The organism is Sphaerisporangium sp. NBC_01403 (assembly GCF_045040145.1).
GTDB classification, from domain to species: domain Bacteria; phylum Actinomycetota; class Actinomycetes; order Streptosporangiales; family Streptosporangiaceae; genus Sphaerisporangium; species Sphaerisporangium viridialbum.
Genome location: NZ_CP109534.1, coordinates 8358411 through 8374559 on the forward strand (window position 1 = coordinate 8358411; position 16149 = coordinate 8374559).

Below are 16149 nucleotides of genomic sequence, written 5' to 3' on the forward strand. Positions count from 1 at the left end.
TCTTACCTCGTGTCATCGCTTGGCGTTGAAGATGATCTCGACGCGCCGGTTTCTGGCACGGTTCTCATCGACGGGCCTGCCGTCGACGATGTTGGGCAGCTTGGGACGGGTCTCGCCGAAGCCCATGGCCTGGAAGGTCACGCCCGAGAGCTTTCCTTGGAGGGCCTGCTGTACGGCCTGCGCGCGCCTGAGCGACAGCGCGTCGTTGTGGGCGTCGGTGCCCTGGTCGTCGGTGTGTCCCTCGATCCTGACCACCCCGCCCGTGGACTCGGCCTGGATCTTCGCGGCGACCTGTTCCAGCCGTTTCCGCGCCCGCGGCGTCAGTGCGGCCTTGTCGAGCGCGAACAGCACGTCGCTGGTGAGCGCCACGGTGACCTGCTCGCCCTGCTTCGACTCGCTCTCGGCGCCGTCGAGCGACTCCACCTCGGCGATGATGTCGTCGACGGGGGCGATGACGTCCTCCACCCCGGCCGTGGTAGCCACCGGATCCGCCCACGCGGCCGCCGTGGGGCAGGCCACCAGCGCGAGCGCGAGCGCGAGGATCGCGAGGCGCTCAGGAGATCGGGACATCGGTGAACACACCCAGGACCTTGAGGTCCACATTGATCTTCGTGGCGTCAGGCGGTGGGGCGGCGAAGGTGGCGTGCAGCGGCAGAACCTCGTCCGGCTCGGTGAACACGTCGTAGTCGGAGCACAAGCACGTGGCGTGCGGGTACTTGCCTGTGCGCGCGACGGTGTACCGCTTGCCGTTGACCGGGTCGACCAGGCTGATCCCCGCCACGGTCAGGCCGAGGCCGCCTGGGGTGTCGCCCATGTCGCTGCCCATCTGCCACTGACTGTCGCCCTTGTTGGTGACGGTCCAGGTCAGCGTGGACAGCCGGCCCTGCCGCTTGAGGCCGGTGATCTGCACGGTCAGTTCGGCACCGCCGGCCTTGACCTCCTTGCTGGCGATCACTGAGCCCTGCTCGGTGGGCGCGCTCTCGCTCTGGGCAGGCATGGCGGGCTCGGTGGCTTGAGCGGAGGCGGTGGCGCCGGTGGCGGCGGTGGTCTGCTTCTCCTCGCCGCCGCTACCCTGCTGTCCAGGAAGCATCCCGCAGCCGGTCAGCACGGCCGCCATTACTGACGCGGCCACCACTGGCGTGATCGCTCTTCGCATCTCGTCCCACCTCCGTCTGTCGTGGATCGAATCGAGCTCGACCGTAGGCGGGCCACCTTCAGGATCCGTATAGCGCGCTATACGCGCAGGCCTCGACGCCGTCGCGCCTCGTCGGCGAGCTCTTGGGCGCGGGCGAGGCCCTGCCGGTCACCGAGAGCGTCAAACTCTCCCACAGCGCCCGTTATCGCATCAACCGCCCCATCTATCTCATCCAGGTCGAGACAGGCCGCGGCCAGGGCCAGCAGGGCCTGCGCGGCGCCCCTGCGGTCCGCGTACTCGCGGTACGTCCCGAGCGCCTCCTCCGCGGCCCTCCGTGCGGCGTCCGGACGGCCCTCCGCCACGGCCACCCTCGCGAGGACCACCAGTCCCGCCGCCTCGGGCAGCCGGTCGCCGAGCCGCCTGGCCAGGCCGAGGCCGCGTTCCGCACGCTCCCGCGCCTCGGCGGGCCGCCGCTGTTCCAGGCAGAGCCCGGCGAGGTCCAGCGAGACGGCGGCCTCGCCGCGCGGATCGCCCAGCTCGCGGTAGGCGTCCAGGCTCCTGACCAGCAGGTCCTCCGTACGCCGCAGCCCGCCGAGTGAGCGCAGCGCGTCGGCCCTGCCGCGCTGGTCGCCCGCCGCCGAAAACGCGGTCAGGCAGGCGACGAAACAGGCCTCCGCCTCCGGCCGCCGTCCCTGGGCGAGGTGGACCAGGCCGAGCCGGTGCCGGGTGCGGGCCACCTCGCCCGCCTCGGTCAGCGGGAGCGCCCGCTGCAGGGCCTCGGCGGCCTCCGCCGGCCGTCCCTCCGTACGGTGCAGGTCGGCCAGGGACCTCAGCAGCAGCGCCTCGCCGTGACGGTGGCCCATGCGCCGCGCGGCCCGCAGGCCGAGCGCGACGGACGCGCGCCAGTCCTCGCGGTGCGCGCCGAGCTCGAAGAACGGCGTCAGGTAGAAGGCCAGCCGCCAGGCCGCCTCGTCGAGGCCGGTCCGCTCGAAGTCGGCGACGGTCGCGACCAGGAACCCCCGCTCGGCGGCCAGCCAGCGGGCCGACTCCCTGAGCTGCGTGGTCGAAAGGGCCATGGCCTGCTCGGCCGTACGCACCAGGGTCTGGCCGGAACCCGGCTCGGCGGGCAGGAGCAGCGCCCTGGCGTGCCGGGTGCGGTCGAGGATCTCCCGGGTCGCGGCGGCGAGCACCTGAGCGGGCACGTCCTCCTCGGCCAGGCGCTCGGCGGCGTACAGCCTGGTCAGGTCGTGCCAGCCGTACCTCTCCTGGCCGGCCTCGTCGAGCCCGCACGACTGGAGCAGGCCCGCCTCGGCCAGCGCCTCCAGCAGCCGGTCGGCGGGCGCGCCGAGAACGGCGGACGCGGCCCACGAGGCGAAGTCGGGCGCGGACAGCGCGCCGAGGCGGCGCAGCAGCAGGCGCTCCCCGTCCGACAGCGCGTGGTAGCCGAGCGCCAGGCTGCCGCGCACGGCGAGGTCGCCGGCGCTGAGCTCGTCGAGCCGGCCACGCTCGTCCTCAAGGCGTCCGGCGAGGTACGCGAGAGTCCAGCTCGGCCGCCGCGCCAGCCGGGACCCTGCGATCCTGAGCGCCAGCGGCAGGCCGCCGCACAGCGCCGCGATCCGCGCGGCGGCCCGCGGCTCGGCACGTACGCGGTGATCACCGACCACCCTGGCCAGCATCGCCACCGACTCGTCCTGATCGAAGACGCCGAGCTCGCGGGCGCGCGCCGCCTCCAGGCCGAACAGCGGCGAGCGGCTGGTCACCAGCGTCAGGCAGCCGGGTCCTGTGGGCAGAAGCGGGCGCACCTGGGCCTCGTCGGACGCGTCGTCCAGCACCACCAGCAGTCGCCGCCCGCTCACCAGGCTGCGGTAGAGCCGGACCCGCTCGGCGAGGTCGGCGGGCACGGCCCCCTCAGGGCAGCCGAGCGAGCGCAGCAGGTCCTCCAGCACCGCGCCAGGGGTCCTCGCCCTGAGCGAGGCGTAGAGGCGGCCGTCGGGGAAGTCCAGCCCGGTGGCCGCGTGGATCGCGACCGCGGACTTGCCCGACCCCGCCGGGCCGTACAGCACGAGGTGGACGGGCGCGGTGCCGGCCGACGGCGCGGAGCGGCGGATCCAGTCGAGCACCGGCTCGCGCCCGGTGAAGTCGGCGACGTCGGGCGGCGTCTCGTTCGGGGCGGCCCGGGAGGTGGCGCCGCCTCCCGCCAGCACGCGCTCGTGCGCCTCGCGCAGTTCGGTACCCGGTTCGAGGCCGAGCTCGTCCACCAGCAGGCGCCGCGCCTCCTGGTAGGCGCCCAGTGCCTCCGACCTGCGTCCCGCCTGGTCGAGCGCCCTGATGAGCTGCGCCCACGCCCGTTCGCGCAGCGGATGCGCGGTCACGTGCGAGCGCAGTTCCCCCGCCACCTCGGCGCCGCGACGGAGGGACAGGTCCAGCTCGGCCCGCTCCTCCAGGGCGGTCAGCCTCAGCTCCTCCAGCGGTACGGCGTGCGCCCGCCGCAGCTCGCCGGAGTCGATGCCGTCCAGCGCGGCCCCCCGCCACAGCGCCAGCGCGGCGCGCAGGACGTCGGACGCCTCGGCGGTGCGGCCCGCGTCCCTGGCCCGCCGGCCCTCGGCCACCAGACGCTCGAACCTGTGCGCGTCGACCTGCTCGGGATCGACGTCGAGGAGGTAGCCGCCGGGCGCGGTGCGGATACCGGGCACCACCTTGCGGAGAGCGCTCACATACACCCGCAGCACCGGCTCGGCCGAGGCGGGCGGCTCCTCGCCCCACACCTCGGCGATCAGCCGGTCGACGGTCAGCACCCGTCCCGGCCGCAGCAGCAGGGCGGTCAGCAGCGCGCGGTGCTTGGCGGGGCCGGGGGTCACGTCATGCTCGCCGTCGAGCACCCGCAGTGGTCCAAGCAGGCCGAACCGCACGGCTCAGCCCTCCGCCGGGCGGAGGTCGAACGAGCGGAACCTGACCTGGACGGCCTCGGCCGTGTCCGGCGCCGCGTAGACGCCGGTCGCCCCCGGACCAAAGGGGCTCTGGCTGTCGGCGGCCTCGCCGACCAGGCTCTCGTTGAGCCACATGCTCAGGGCGACCTGCCCGCCCTGCTGCCTGCACTGGACCACGACGCGGTTGTCGGCCGACTTCTTCACCCGCACGGGCCCGTGCAGGACCGTGCTCTGCCCGCCCTGCCGCTTGGTGATCGACGCGCTGCCCGAGCCGGTGACCGCGAACTCGTAGCGGTCGCCCGTGCCGGTGTCGCCGCGGCACCAGACGCCGAACTCACCCGAGCCCCGCTCCAGCCGGACCCTGGAGCTGACCACGACGCCCTCGGCGGGCTCGCCCGAGACGGGAGCCGACTTCCACAGCCGCCAGCCGGGGTTCACGGTCAGCAGGTAGGTCTCGTCGTCCTGCTCTGTCCTGCCGCCTTCCGACGTGCCGATGGCCCAGGACTTCGCGAAGTCCGCGTGGTAGGGCAGCGACGGCGTGCCGAGAGCCGCGTAGGCGGCCCACCCGCCGGCGAGCGCCGTCACGAGCACGGCGGCGGCCGCGATCCACGGCCACCGCCGCCAGGTCCTCCGTGCCTCAGGTACGGCGGGTCCTTCGGGGACTGGTCTCTTGGGTATCGCCGCTGGTCCGTCAGGTGTGGCCGGGCTGCTGGGCGGGTCCGACGGACCGGTGACGGCCCAGTTGCGCTCGACGGCCTGGGTGGCCGTCGCCGGGGTCGGACGGCCGCCGACCAGCTCGTCCAGCAGACGCTGCGCGCTCGGCCGCCGCGCGGGATCCTTGGCCATGGCCCGCTCGACGACGGCGCGCATGCGCTCGTCGAGACCCTGGAGGTTCGGTCCCTCGTTGACGATCCGGTAGAGGACCTCGGGCGGGGAGCCGCCGCCGAACGGCAGCCGTCCCGTGCCGGCGAACGCGATCAGGCCGCCCCACGCGTAGACGTCGGTCGCGGGCGTCAGCGGCTCGCCGCGCACCTGCTCGGGCGCCATGAACGCGGGCGTGCCGAGGATCGCCTGGCTGACCAGGCTCTGGCTGTCGACGAGCTGCGCGATGCCGAAGTCGATCACACGCGGTCCGAGCGGCGACAGCAGGACGTTCGACGGCTTGAGGTCGCGGTGGATCACCCCTGCGCCGTGGATCGCGTGGAGCGCCGTGGCGATGCCCACCGCCAGCGCCTCCAGGTTGCCGCCCGCCAGCGGCCCCTGCTCGCGTACGGCCTGGGCCAGGTCGGGGCCGCGCACGTACTCCGTGACGAGGTAGGCGGTCTCCCCCTCGATGCCTGCGTCGAGCACGGGGGCCGTGCAGAACCTCGCCACGCGCCGCGCGGCCGCGACCTCACGCTCGAAGCGCCGCCGGAAGGCGGGGTCGCGGACGAGCTGCGGATGGATCACCTTCACCGCGGCCAGGCCGCCGGTCGGGGTGGCGGCGAGGTGGACCACGCCCATGCCGCCCCGGCCCAGCTCACGCCTGAGCACGTATCCGCCGATCGCATTCATCGGAGTCACCCTATGGTCAAACACCTACATATAGGGCAGAGGTCTGCCGGACCGGGCGGGGGTGTGCATTTTTGCTGTGAACGGAATGTTCCAGACAGTTCATCTTGACGATTCGACAAACGTCGATGAAGCTGCTATTCGAGAGAGCGCTCTCTTGCGTGTTGCCGATCCGTCTCGCGCCAGCTCGGCCCTGCGTCCCTGGGCCGGCGCGTCTGGTGTCGTGCGCTGATCCCCGTCCACGTCAGGAGCTGCTATGCCACTGATGTCCCCCCCATCCCGTTCCATGATCCAGCGAGGAAGGCCGGCCCCCCTGGTGGCCGCGCTGGCCGCCCTCCTGGTCGCGGTGCTGGCCGCCTACACCGCCATCACCGTGCCGGCCGCCCACGCCGCCAGCACGCTGCTGTCCCAGGGCAGGCCCGCCACCGCCTCCTCCGTCGAGAACGCCGGCACCCCCGCCTCGGCGGCCGTCGACGGGAACACCGGCACCCGCTGGGCCAGCCAGTTCAGCGACCCGCAGTGGCTGCAGGTCGACCTCGGCGCAAGCGCCGGCATCACCCAGGTGGTGCTGAACTGGGAGGCCGCCTACGCCAAGTCCTTCCAGATCCAGGTGTCCAACGACGCGTCCACCTGGACGACCGTCTACTCCACGACCACCGGAACCGGTGGCACGCAAACCATCAACGTGACCGGCACAGGCCGGTACGTCCGGGTGTACGGCACCGCGCGGGGCACGGCCTACGGCTACTCCCTGTGGGAGTTCCAGGTCTACGGCACCATCGGCGGCAGCGGCGGCTGCGGCACCGCGAACGCGGCGCAGGGCAAGACGGCCACCGCCTCCTCCACCGAGAACGCGGGCACCCCGGCCTCTGCGGCGGTCGACGGCAACGCCGGCACCCGCTGGTCGAGCGCGGCGAGCGACCCGCAGTGGCTGCAGGTCGACCTGGGCGCCTCGGCCACCATCTGCCAGGTGGTGCTCACCTGGGAGGCGGCCTACGGCAAGTCCTTCCAGATCCAGGTGTCCGGCAACGCCTCCACCTGGACGACCGTCTACTCCACGACCACCGGAACCGGCGGCACACAGACGCTCGACGTGACCGGCACGGGGCGGTACGTCCGGGTGTACGGCACCGCGCGCGGCACGGCCTACGGCTACTCCCTCTGGGAGTTCGCCGTCCGCACCACGGGCACGACGACCACCCCGACCCCGACTCCGACCATCACCCCGACCGACCCGACGTCCTTCTGGGGTGACACCAACGGCATCCCCGCCGCCCAGAACGTCGTCATGGTCAAGATTCTCAACCGGACGAACGGCAAGTACCCCGACAGCCAGGTCTACTGGAGCTACAACGGGCAGGTCCACTCGATCGCGGAGCAGCCGTACTTCGACATGCCGGTGAACTCGGCCGGGCGGATGTACTTCTACCTGGGCTCGCCGAACAGCCAGTACTACGACTTCATCGAGTTCACCGTCGGGGCTTCGGTGTTCAACGGCAACACCACGCGCGTCGACGCGTTCGGACTCAAGCTGGCGATGCGGCTGCACGCCCATGACGGCTACGACGTGTCGGTGGGCGAGGACTACAGCACCTTCCAGGAGGACCGCGCCGCGACGTTCCAGCGGTTCATCAACGAGGTGCCGGCGGAGTTCAAGCCGCTGGCGCAGGTGCAGGCCCCGTACCGGATCCCGGCGCCGGGCAGTTACAGCGGGTTCCGCGCGGGCGGGGCCAACGCGAACTACTTCTCCAGCTACGCGGCGTCGGTCGGCATCTCGGCCGCCACCTCCGACATCTTCGGCTGCGCCGCCTCATTGGCCAACGACCCGGGGAACTGCGCCGCGCTCAACCGGCACGTCGCGCAGCTGCCCCAGTCGCAGTGGTCGAACCCGAGCCTCTACTACCAGGCCGCTCCGGCCAACTACTACGCCAAGTTCTGGCACGACCACGCCATCAACCACCTGGCCTACGGCTTCCCGTACGACGACTACGCCGGGCAGTCCTCGTTCGTCTCCCACGGAAACCCCCAGTGGCTTCTGGTCGCCGTCGGCTGGTGATCTGTTAGCCGTACGTTCATGAAGAAGGCCCTCCCGGATCTATCCGGGAGGGCCTTCCGACCATTCGGGGAAATCGACCTATCGGCGCCGGACCCGATATGCACGCCCAACGGTGTGCGAATGGCAGTGGTCGTGGTATTCGCTGCGGGAATGAACCTTAGCGGGCGTTGAACCGGCCTAGATGCTCGCGGCGGTCCAGGGGCCACTCGACGAGTTACTCGTCCAAGCCCAACCCGCGTCGGCGCCGCCGTGGGTCGGGTAGTAACAGTCGGCGTGCTGATAGCCGCCTGAACGGACGGCGGACGTCACGGAGTATCCGTCCGCGCACTGAACCTTGACCTTGATGTAGTACTGCGACGGGCACTGGACGTGGAACTGGCTGTAGCTGCCGTTGGTTCCGACCCAGCTGGTGCAGGATACGGCCTGCGCGGGCGTCGCGGTCGCGCCGACCAGGCCCGCGGACAACAGAGCGCCGACAGTGAGACTGATTAATGACTTTTTCCGCATGACAAACATCCATTTCCTGGCAGGGGATTGAGGACAATTCATCGGGCACGGACAAACGGACGTCGGCATTCCGGCCCAACTCGACGTCCGCGCAAGGCTCACTTTGGCATGGCTCACCGATCTTGGTCAACACCTAATTCACGCCAAAAGCGGAGCTGCTGTGTCCCTGTCTCATCGGCGGATTCTGGACCGTTCATGAGCCGATTTTCGGCACTACCCGAAATCGAATGCCGGTTGACGGGCCTCCATCGCGAAAGCGATTTCCGGGCAGCCGAATAACGATCGAACGGAAATACCTGAACGCTCTCCGAACGCCGGACGAGCCGCTCGCCGACCGGCAAGGCGAAGATCACCGACCCACCCACGCTGGTTTGCGGCCTACGGGCGGAGGCGGTCCATCTGAGGGTCGTAGCACACCAGCCCGTGCGCCTGTGCGAGCCAGGCGAGGAAGGGCGCCGCCTCGTCCGCCATGTTCCACCGCAGCGGGACGTAGATGTCATAACTCATGGACAGCGCCTCTCCTCCCGCCGATCTCAGTAAGTGAGACAGGCGCCGGCCGCTGCCGGGCCCGGTGGCGCACCGGTCGCCGCTGCCCGCTCCACCCGGTGGACCCCAGGCCGAGGCACCTCTCACCTCGTGTGCTCACCCCGTGTGCGAAAAACCACCTCCGGCATCCCGCAGGTGTGCGGAAAGAGCGTAGCCGAAGAGGGTTGACAGGCAAACTTTCATCCCCAAGACTACCTACAACTTTCCAATCAATAGCCCATCGGTGGGTTTTGAAAAGGATTTTCGCAAGATAGCTCGGAGAAAAGGGCGCCTTTCTGGTTCCAGTTCGTCCGCAGCTAGAAAGGGTCCAGCATGTCTTCAAGAGGCTCGCAGCCCCCCGCGGCCTGGAGTAGCAAGAAACGGGTTCTGACGCTTGCGCTGAGCGTCGGACTGCTGGGAACACTCGGCATTCCGGCGGCCGCGACCAGCTTCGCCGACTCGGCCGGCGCCAAGGCGGCCGTCCAGGTGGCGGCGGAGCAGGCGACGGCTCTGCCCAGCGGCCGGACGACCTATCGGACCATCACCGACTACAACGACGAGATGCTCGCGCTGAGCAAGCGCTACCCCGATCTCGTCAAGCACGTCACGCTGCCGCACAAGACCCGCCAGGGCCGTGAGGTGTACGGCATCGAGGTGACCCGCCACGTCGACACCGCCGACGGCAAGCCGGTCCTGTTCATGATGGGGGTGCACCACGGCAACGAGTGGCCCTCCGGCGAGCACACGATGGAGTTCGCCTACGACCTGATCAAGAACGACGGCAAGGACGCGCAGATCACCCGCCTGCTCGACCAGGCACGGGTCATCTTCGTCCCCGTCGTCAACGTGGACGGCTTCATCCTCAACCGGCGTACGAGCTGCGGCGTCTCGCCGACGTGCGCCAGCAACGCCGGGGTCGACATCAACCGCAACTACCCCTTCGGCTGGGGTAGCAACGCGGGTTCCAACGCGACCAACCGCGGCCCTGGGCCCGGCACCGAGCCCGAGATCCAGAACGTCATGGACCTGACCTCGTCCAACCAGGTCACCGTCCTGATCACCAACCACACCTCCGGTCACACCCTCCTCCGTCCGCCGCTGGAGAAGCGCGCGGGCGATGCTCCGGACGAGGCGGTCTACGCTGCCCTGACCGACGCGATGGCGGCCAAGAACGGCTACACCGGCATGAAGTCGGGCTTCGACTACGAGACGACCGGCGAGACCCCGGACTGGTCGTACTACGCCACCCGCGGCCTCGGGTTCACGTTCGAGATCATGAAGACCCAGTCGACCAACAACACCTACCCCGAGGTGATCGAGGACTACCTCGGCACCGGCCGCTACGCGGGCAAGTCGAACCGCGAGGCGTTCATGGTGGCGCTGGAGTACGCGGCGGACCCCGCGGGGCACTCCGTGATCACCGGCAAGGCGCCCAAGGGCGCGGTCCTGACGATCACGAAGGACTTCAACCTGTGGACCGCGCCGATCGTGCAGACGGGCGGTGTCCTGGACCCGCCCAAGGCGGTGCCCACCCACCTGGAGTCCACCCTGGTCGCCCCGACCAACGGCAAGTTCGCCTGGCACGTTAACCCCTCGCTGCGGCCCACCCCCGCCTACACTGAGAACGGCGTCGTGGCCACCGGCCCAGGCAAGTTCCTCAAGGAGAGCTGGACGCTCACCTGCGCCCGCCCGAGCGGCGAGGTCCTGGAGACGGTGCACGTCACCGTCGACAGGGGCGAGCAGGTCGACGTGAGGCTGCAAGAGTGCAAGACCCGCTTCAACGGCAACGGCCCGAAGAACTGACGGTCGTCGTCGCGCACTGAACGAGCCGGGCGGTCCCCACCAGGGCCGCCCGGCGCTCGCTTTGGGCCCACAGGAACATCGCGACTCATGAAGTAACGCGGCCGACCGATGGCCCTGCCCCGCCGGGCGGTGAGAGTCATCGCCGGGTCTGTCACTCCGTGGAGAAGGGAAGGTGCCCGAGGATGGGGCGTGCCAGGGAGACCGGCCAGTCGCTCGCCGTGCCGGACGCGTCACGGGTCGCCGCGAACCTGCGCGAGCTCTTCGACGGCCACCGGCTTTCCCCCTCGCAGCGCCGCATCGCGCGCTACCTGCTCGACCACGCGCAGGAGGCCGCCTTCTTCACCAGCGCCGACATCGCCGAGCGCGTCGGCGTCAGCCAGCCATCGGTCACCCGATTCGCCGCCGCGCTCGGGTTCAGGGGGTTCCCGGAGTTCCGCGACACGCTGCGCTCGTCCGTGTTCGGCGGCGCGCAGCGATCGTTGCCCACCGAGGACCTCAACGAGATCCAGGCGCTCGTCACCTCCGAGATCCGCGACCTGGAGCGGCTGCGCGACGGTTTACGCGATCCGAGCCAGCTTCGCGAAGTGGCGGGCCGGCTGGCCAGGTCGCGTCCGCTGCTGGTCATGGGCCTGCGGATCTCCGCACCTCTGGCGCACCTGTTCGGCTACCTCGCGGAAAAGGTGCTCCCTGACGTACGGGTGCTGGACGTGGCGGGCTCGACCCTCGAGGACCGGCTGAGCCGCGCGGCCGAATCCGGAGCCGAGTGGGTGCTGGCCATCGGGTTGCCGCGCTATCCCCGCGAGCTCGCCGAGGGGCTCACCTGGGCGCGGCGAGTCGGGCTGAAGGTCGCCCTCATCACCGACCAACCGGTGGGCCGGCTCATCGACCTCGCGGACGAGGTGCTGCTCGCGCCGGTGAGCTCGGACTTCGCCTTCGACTCCCACGCCGGGCCCACGGTCCTGTGCACCGCCCTGCTGCACACCATGCTGGACTCCCTCGCCACCGAAGGCCAGGCCCAACTGGAAGCCTTCGACGACAGCGCGACCCAGCGCCAAATCTTCCTCCCCTACTGAACCGCCGGCACCAGACCACGCTGAGTAGGCGCTCTATGTCTCGGCTGTCCCGCTCGACGAGGTGGCGATACCTGCGCTGGTGGGTGGCTGCTTTGACGGCCTGCATCTTGGGCCTGCTTTCGCTCAGCCTGCCTCTGCTCTTCAAGGGAGACGGCGCGGTGGGATGCGCGGGCTACGGCGCCATCCCGTTCGGCCTTGCGAACCTGTGGTCCGAACTGCACGAGCGGTTGTGGGATCTGCACCGGGAAGTGAATGCGCATCCGCTGCTGTGGAATCGCCTGCCATCCATCGCCGTGGCAGTGGGAGGGGCGGTTTCTTTACGGGCGGGACGACGGTTGGGCACGGCTGTCGGTGTGCTGGTCATCGCGATCGTGACGGCCGTCGCAGCGGATTGGGCGTTCATGGCCCTGTCGTACTTCATGATGCTCAACTGCGGCGGTTGGGAGGGGAGAGGACTGTGGTTGCTGTGGCGTGTCCTGCCGGTACTCGCTTATACGTTGGCGGCCTGTTCGGTGGCCGCTGGAGTCATTGTTCATCGCCGAACGAAGCAGCCTGACTTGGTGTAACGGATTGCCCGCCGCTATTGGCGAGCTGGCCCGACCAGCCGGACAGGGCCCTTGCGAGTGCCGAGGACGTGCCGTGCTCGGGCGAGGACGTCGAGCCGCCCGGTTCGCCGATGACGAGTGGACCGGCTCGCTCACGGTCGGGTCAACGTACGGCGCCGAGGATGGCCCAGCGGCCGGAGCGCAGCCTGGCCAGCAGGGTGGTCATCCGAATCAGCAGGAAGACCGACATCCCACACCAGATCCCCACCAGGCCCCAGTCGAAGCTCAGCGACGCCCACACCAGCGGCAGGAAGCCGAGCACCGCCGCGCCCAGCGTCGCGGTGCGCAGGTATGCGACGTCTCCGGCGCCGAGCAGCACTCCGTCCAGAGCGAACACGACGCCGCCGATCGGTTGCAGCGCGACGAAGAACCACCACGCCTTGGGCATCTCGGCGAGCACCGCCGCATCGGTGGTGAACGCGTGGGGCAGGGTGCCGGCCAGCGCCGCGAACACCACGCCGAGCGACGCCCCGAAGACCAACCCGCAGCCGGCCACCTGCCAGGCCAGCCGGCGCGCCAGCTCCCCGTCGTGCGCGCCGAGCGAGGCTCCGACCAACGCCTGGGCGGCGATGGCCAGCGCGTCGAGCACGAAGGCCAGGAACATCCACAGCTGGAACACCACCTGGTGGGCGCCGACCGCCGCCGTGGAGGTGTGCGCGGCCACCGCGGTCGCGGACACCCAGCACGCCTGGAAGACCAGGCCGAGCAGCACCAGGTCGCGCGCGAGGCCGAGCTGGGCACGCATCGCGGCCGGGACCGGCGCGAGCGGCACGCCCTCGGCGAGCAGCGCCCGCACGAACAGGCTCGCGGAGATGAGCTGCGCGACAACGTTGGCGACCGCCGAGCCGTCGAGCCCCCAGCCGAGCCCGTGCACCAGCACCGGGCACAGCGCCGCGGAGATCCCGTTGCCTGCGAGCAGGTAGCGCAGCGGGCGCCGCATGTCCTGCACACCGCGCATCCACCCGTTGCCCGCCATGGTGATCAGGATCATCGGAGCGCCGAGCAGGGCGATCCGCAGCCAGCTCACCGCGGCGTCGGCGACCTGGGCGTCACCGGTGAGCAGGCCGGCGACCGGCGCGGCGAGCAGTTGCCCGGCCACGATCAGCACCAGCCCCACGATCGCGCCGAGCCAGGTCGCCTGCACGCCCACGGCCACGGCATCGGCCCGACGGCCGGCGCCGTGCAGCCGGGCCGTGCGCGCGGTCGTGCCGAAGGACAGGAACGTCATCTGGGTCGCGATCTGCGCCAGCACGATCGCGCCGACCGAGAGCCCCGCGAGCGGCACCGCGCCGAGGTGGCCGACCACGGCCGTGTCGATGAGCAGGTAGAGCGGCTCGGCGGCCAGGACGCCGAGCGCGGGCACGGCGAGCGCGAGTAGCTGACGCAACGGGGACCCGGCCCGGTCGACGTGTCCAACCATGCGGTCCTCCGGTAAGGGGCTCAGCTGGCTTCCGCTCCTGACATCCGAGCGTATCCGTAAGGACCACTGACCGGTAGTGCCTCTTACCTCGATGCCGCTCCGCAGGCGGCCAGCGCCCAGCCGACCGGGGCTTCGCGGCATCCTGGTGAGCGCGGGCGAGGATGGCCTAGGCCTGCCGCCTGTCGTTGGGCATCGGCCGGTGCATGGCCGTACGCCCATGCGAAAGGCCCTCCCGCTTGGATCATCTGGAAGGGCCTTGCAAAGTGGAGCCGCCTGGAGAACACCGTTTTCCATTGGCCAGTTCAGAACGCCGATCCCTGGGATATCCATGCTCCTGGAGTGAGCGAATCGGTCAGGCTGTGAGGGCGTATCCGTCCTGGATGAGAGCCAGGGCTCCTGTCACATGCCGAACCGCGCGCGTCGCACGGCTTCGACCGCCGCAGCAGGCCCGCTCACCTCGACATGTGCCGCGCCCTGCCGACCGAAGAGGTAGAGCAGTAACTCGCCTGGAGGTCCGGCGATGCGGGCAGTAGGTTCCCCTCGCCGTACTCGAACGGTCTTAGCGGTCCCCGCCCATTGAAGCTCGAGACCTGCGCCGCGCAGTCGCCGCGCGAGGAACCAGGGCGCGCGGCTGACGTTGCGCCAAAGGGCTTCGTCCATTGCATGCTCGTTCGTCCGAGGAGCACGACCGTTGGCTCTGCGTACGTCCTCGTGGTGGACGAAGAACTCGTTGAGGGTCGGGACCCGGCGCACCCATCCGATGCGGAAGAAGCCTGGCGGCGGTCCCGATCGGATCGTCGCAATGAGCCCTGCAAAGTCCCTCAGCGCGAGCGCTCTTCTTCGCCGTTCAGCGAAGCGGCCCCACGCACCGGGCAGGACAAGCCCAGGGCCGGCGAGGTAGTCGCGCTCGCGGAGGACGAGGTGCGCGGCGAGATCGCGGGTCGTCCACGGCGCGAGGAGAGTCGGTGCCTCGGGACCGAGCTCGTCGAACAGGTCGCTGAGCTGTGCTCGCTCGACGGCGTCGAAGCGCAGATCGGCCATATCGCCGGAGTGTAGCGCCGAGATCTCCGCCCACGCCCGGCGGCACTGGGGATCGAGAATCTGGAGCACCGGCCCCGCGACACCGTCTGGCGCGAGGACGACCAGCAGGCCCACCGCGGCAACGGCCCCCGAGCCATGGCCACCCTGCGCAACCTGGTCCTCGGCCTGTTCGGCATCCACGGCATCACCAAGATCAAGCGAAACTTCGCACCCCGTCGGGGGTCTAGCGGCGTACCTTGAACCTCAGGTGCAGCACCCGGTCGCCCTGGATGACCACGTGGGGATCCTCCAGTAGATGCTGCTCATCGATGCTGCCGAAGTAGCGTTTGCCCGACCCGAACACCACCGGCACCACGTCCATCGCCACCTCGTCCACGAGGCCGGCCGCGAAGATCTGGCTGCCCACTTCGCCGGCGTTCACACTGACGGTTCGCTCCCCGGCGAGCTCCTGGGCCTTGTCGATCGCAGCCGTCACGCCATCGACGAAATGGTACGACGCCTCAGGGTGCCAGCCCTCGGGCTTGGGCCGGTGGGACACCACGACCACGTGGTCGCCCGCGGGCGGCTGACCCTCCCAGCCGTTCACCAGGTCGAACAGGTTGCGGCCCATCACAATCGTGCCGATCGCCTCCCAAATGGGTCGGACGTACTCCGCCGATGCACTTGAGACCTTGAGGCCGCTTCCAGCTCCGGAATGATCGTACTGCTGGTCGCTGCCTTCGGTGATCGGGGTATCCCCGTTGAAGTACCAATCGTGCAGTGGCCCGACGTCGTCCTTCTCGTCGGCGATGAAGCCGTCCACCGACACCACGCTGTGCATGATTACTGTGCCCACAGGTTCTCCTCGAGTCTCCTTGCGCGTTCACCTCCGATCTTGTCGCCCCGGAGGGCGACGGGGCTTGTAAAAAATCAATCAGCGGGCATCGGACCGCTGTCCGGCGGGAACCCCTGCTCGGCGGGGAATCGGCGCCGCAGGGTCAGGTATTCCGTCGGGGTGTGGCCGGTGAAGTCCTTGAACTCCCTGCTGAAGTGGGCCTGGTCGAAGTAGCCCGCCGTGTGAGCGAGCTCTGACCAGTCGTTGCGAATCCGGTCCAAAGACCGTTGCCAGACGGCGTCGACCGGCACCCATCGGTCCCGCAGCTCGGTCGCCGGCATGTCGACGAACGGCGAAATCCCCCAAGGCTTGAAGTGCACCCCAACGAGCCGCACACGTGTGGGGTACTCGAAGAGGAAACGCCTGGTCCATACACCCATGAACCACCCATCGGTGAACACTTCCGAGGGCACCGAAGGGTCGGAATCCCACAGGCGGGCGGGTCCGCCCAGGTTGACGAACAGGTGTGCCGACGGCATCGGCGGGACGTTCATTCGGCGGTGGCGCGGCACCCCGGTCAGGCAGTAGATGTCGTCGATGAACCGGTCGAGCGGCGGGGCGGGCACCCGGCCGACGTATTCCACGGACTCAGTATGGCCGACGAGGGTTCAATTCGCGGGGGAGGTCACTCG

General features: G+C 69.9%; 14 protein-coding genes. 4 read left to right on the forward strand and 10 right to left on the reverse strand.

Annotation, left to right across the window (positions count from 1 at the left end; all coding sequences use genetic code 11):
* Positions 1–12 precede the first annotated feature (12 nt).
* The 4 genes from OG589_RS37625 to OG589_RS37640 form a co-directional block, all read right to left on the reverse strand.
* Positions 13–570: an OmpA family protein gene (locus tag OG589_RS37625; protein WP_405143189.1), complete on the reverse strand. Its 558-nt coding sequence runs from the start codon at positions 568–570 to the stop codon at positions 13–15.
* Complete coding sequence (locus OG589_RS37630) at positions 554–1156, reverse strand: hypothetical protein (protein ID WP_405143190.1); 603 nt, start codon at positions 1154–1156, stop codon at positions 554–556. The genes OG589_RS37625 and OG589_RS37630 overlap by 17 nt, the downstream gene beginning before the upstream one ends.
* A gap of 77 nt (positions 1157–1233) precedes the next feature.
* Positions 1234–4044, reverse strand: a complete 2811-nt coding sequence (locus tag OG589_RS37635; protein WP_405143191.1) for a BTAD domain-containing putative transcriptional regulator — start codon at positions 4042–4044, stop codon at positions 1234–1236.
* A gap of 3 nt (positions 4045–4047) precedes the next feature.
* A complete protein-coding gene (locus tag OG589_RS37640) occupies positions 4048–5616 on the reverse strand; it encodes a protein kinase domain-containing protein (protein ID WP_405143192.1) in 1569 nt (522 codons plus the stop codon).
* 283 nt (positions 5617–5899) lie between these two features.
* Between OG589_RS37640 and OG589_RS37645 the strand changes: the two genes are divergently transcribed.
* Entirely contained in the window at positions 5900–7669 is a 1770-nt protein-coding gene (locus OG589_RS37645; RefSeq protein WP_405143194.1) for a discoidin domain-containing protein, read from the forward strand.
* Positions 7670–7846: 177 nt separating this feature from the next.
* On the opposite strand, the gene OG589_RS37650 is transcribed toward OG589_RS37645, so the two are convergent.
* Positions 7847–8176 carry a hypothetical protein gene (locus OG589_RS37650; RefSeq protein ID WP_405143195.1) on the reverse strand — a complete coding sequence of 110 codons (330 nt, stop codon included), beginning with the start codon at positions 8174–8176 and terminating at the stop codon, positions 7847–7849.
* 378 nt (positions 8177–8554) lie between these two features.
* A complete protein-coding gene (locus tag OG589_RS37655; protein WP_405143196.1) occupies positions 8555–8683 on the reverse strand; it encodes a hypothetical protein in 129 nt (42 codons plus the stop codon).
* Positions 8684–9034: 351 nt separating this feature from the next.
* Here OG589_RS37655 and OG589_RS37660 point away from each other — a divergent pair, with 351 nt between their 5' ends.
* The 3 genes from OG589_RS37660 (at position 9035) to OG589_RS37670 (ending at position 12143) form a co-directional block, all read left to right on the forward strand.
* A complete protein-coding gene (locus tag OG589_RS37660) occupies positions 9035–10504 on the forward strand; it encodes a M14 family zinc carboxypeptidase (protein ID WP_405143198.1) in 1470 nt (489 codons plus the stop codon).
* A 182-nt stretch (positions 10505–10686) separates the two neighbouring features.
* Positions 10687–11577 carry a MurR/RpiR family transcriptional regulator gene (locus tag OG589_RS37665; RefSeq protein WP_405143200.1) on the forward strand — a complete coding sequence of 297 codons (891 nt, stop codon included), beginning with the start codon at positions 10687–10689 and terminating at the stop codon, positions 11575–11577.
* A 92-nt stretch (positions 11578–11669) separates the two neighbouring features.
* Positions 11670–12143 (forward strand): hypothetical protein, encoded by a 474-nt coding sequence (locus tag OG589_RS37670; RefSeq protein ID WP_405143202.1) that lies wholly within the window; start codon positions 11670–11672, stop codon positions 12141–12143.
* 142 nt (positions 12144–12285) lie between these two features.
* Here OG589_RS37670 and OG589_RS37675 read toward each other — a convergent pair whose 3' ends face one another.
* The 4 genes from OG589_RS37675 to OG589_RS37690 form a co-directional block, all read right to left on the reverse strand.
* Complete coding sequence (locus tag OG589_RS37675; protein ID WP_405143203.1) at positions 12286–13602, reverse strand: MATE family efflux transporter; 1317 nt, start codon at positions 13600–13602, stop codon at positions 12286–12288.
* Between the two features lie 399 nt (positions 13603–14001).
* The gene (locus OG589_RS37680; RefSeq protein ID WP_405143204.1) at positions 14002–14823 is read right to left on the reverse strand and encodes a TIGR03085 family metal-binding protein; all 822 of its coding nucleotides are present in this window, start codon (positions 14821–14823) and stop codon (positions 14002–14004) included.
* A gap of 43 nt (positions 14824–14866) precedes the next feature.
* Positions 14867–15463, reverse strand: coding sequence for a dihydrofolate reductase family protein (locus tag OG589_RS37685; protein WP_405143205.1), 597 nt, complete (start codon positions 15461–15463; stop codon positions 14867–14869).
* 89 nt (positions 15464–15552) lie between these two features.
* The gene (locus OG589_RS37690) at positions 15553–16101 is read right to left on the reverse strand and encodes a DUF6597 domain-containing transcriptional factor (RefSeq protein ID WP_405143207.1); all 549 of its coding nucleotides are present in this window, start codon (positions 16099–16101) and stop codon (positions 15553–15555) included.
* Between the last annotated feature and the right edge of the window lie 48 nt (positions 16102–16149).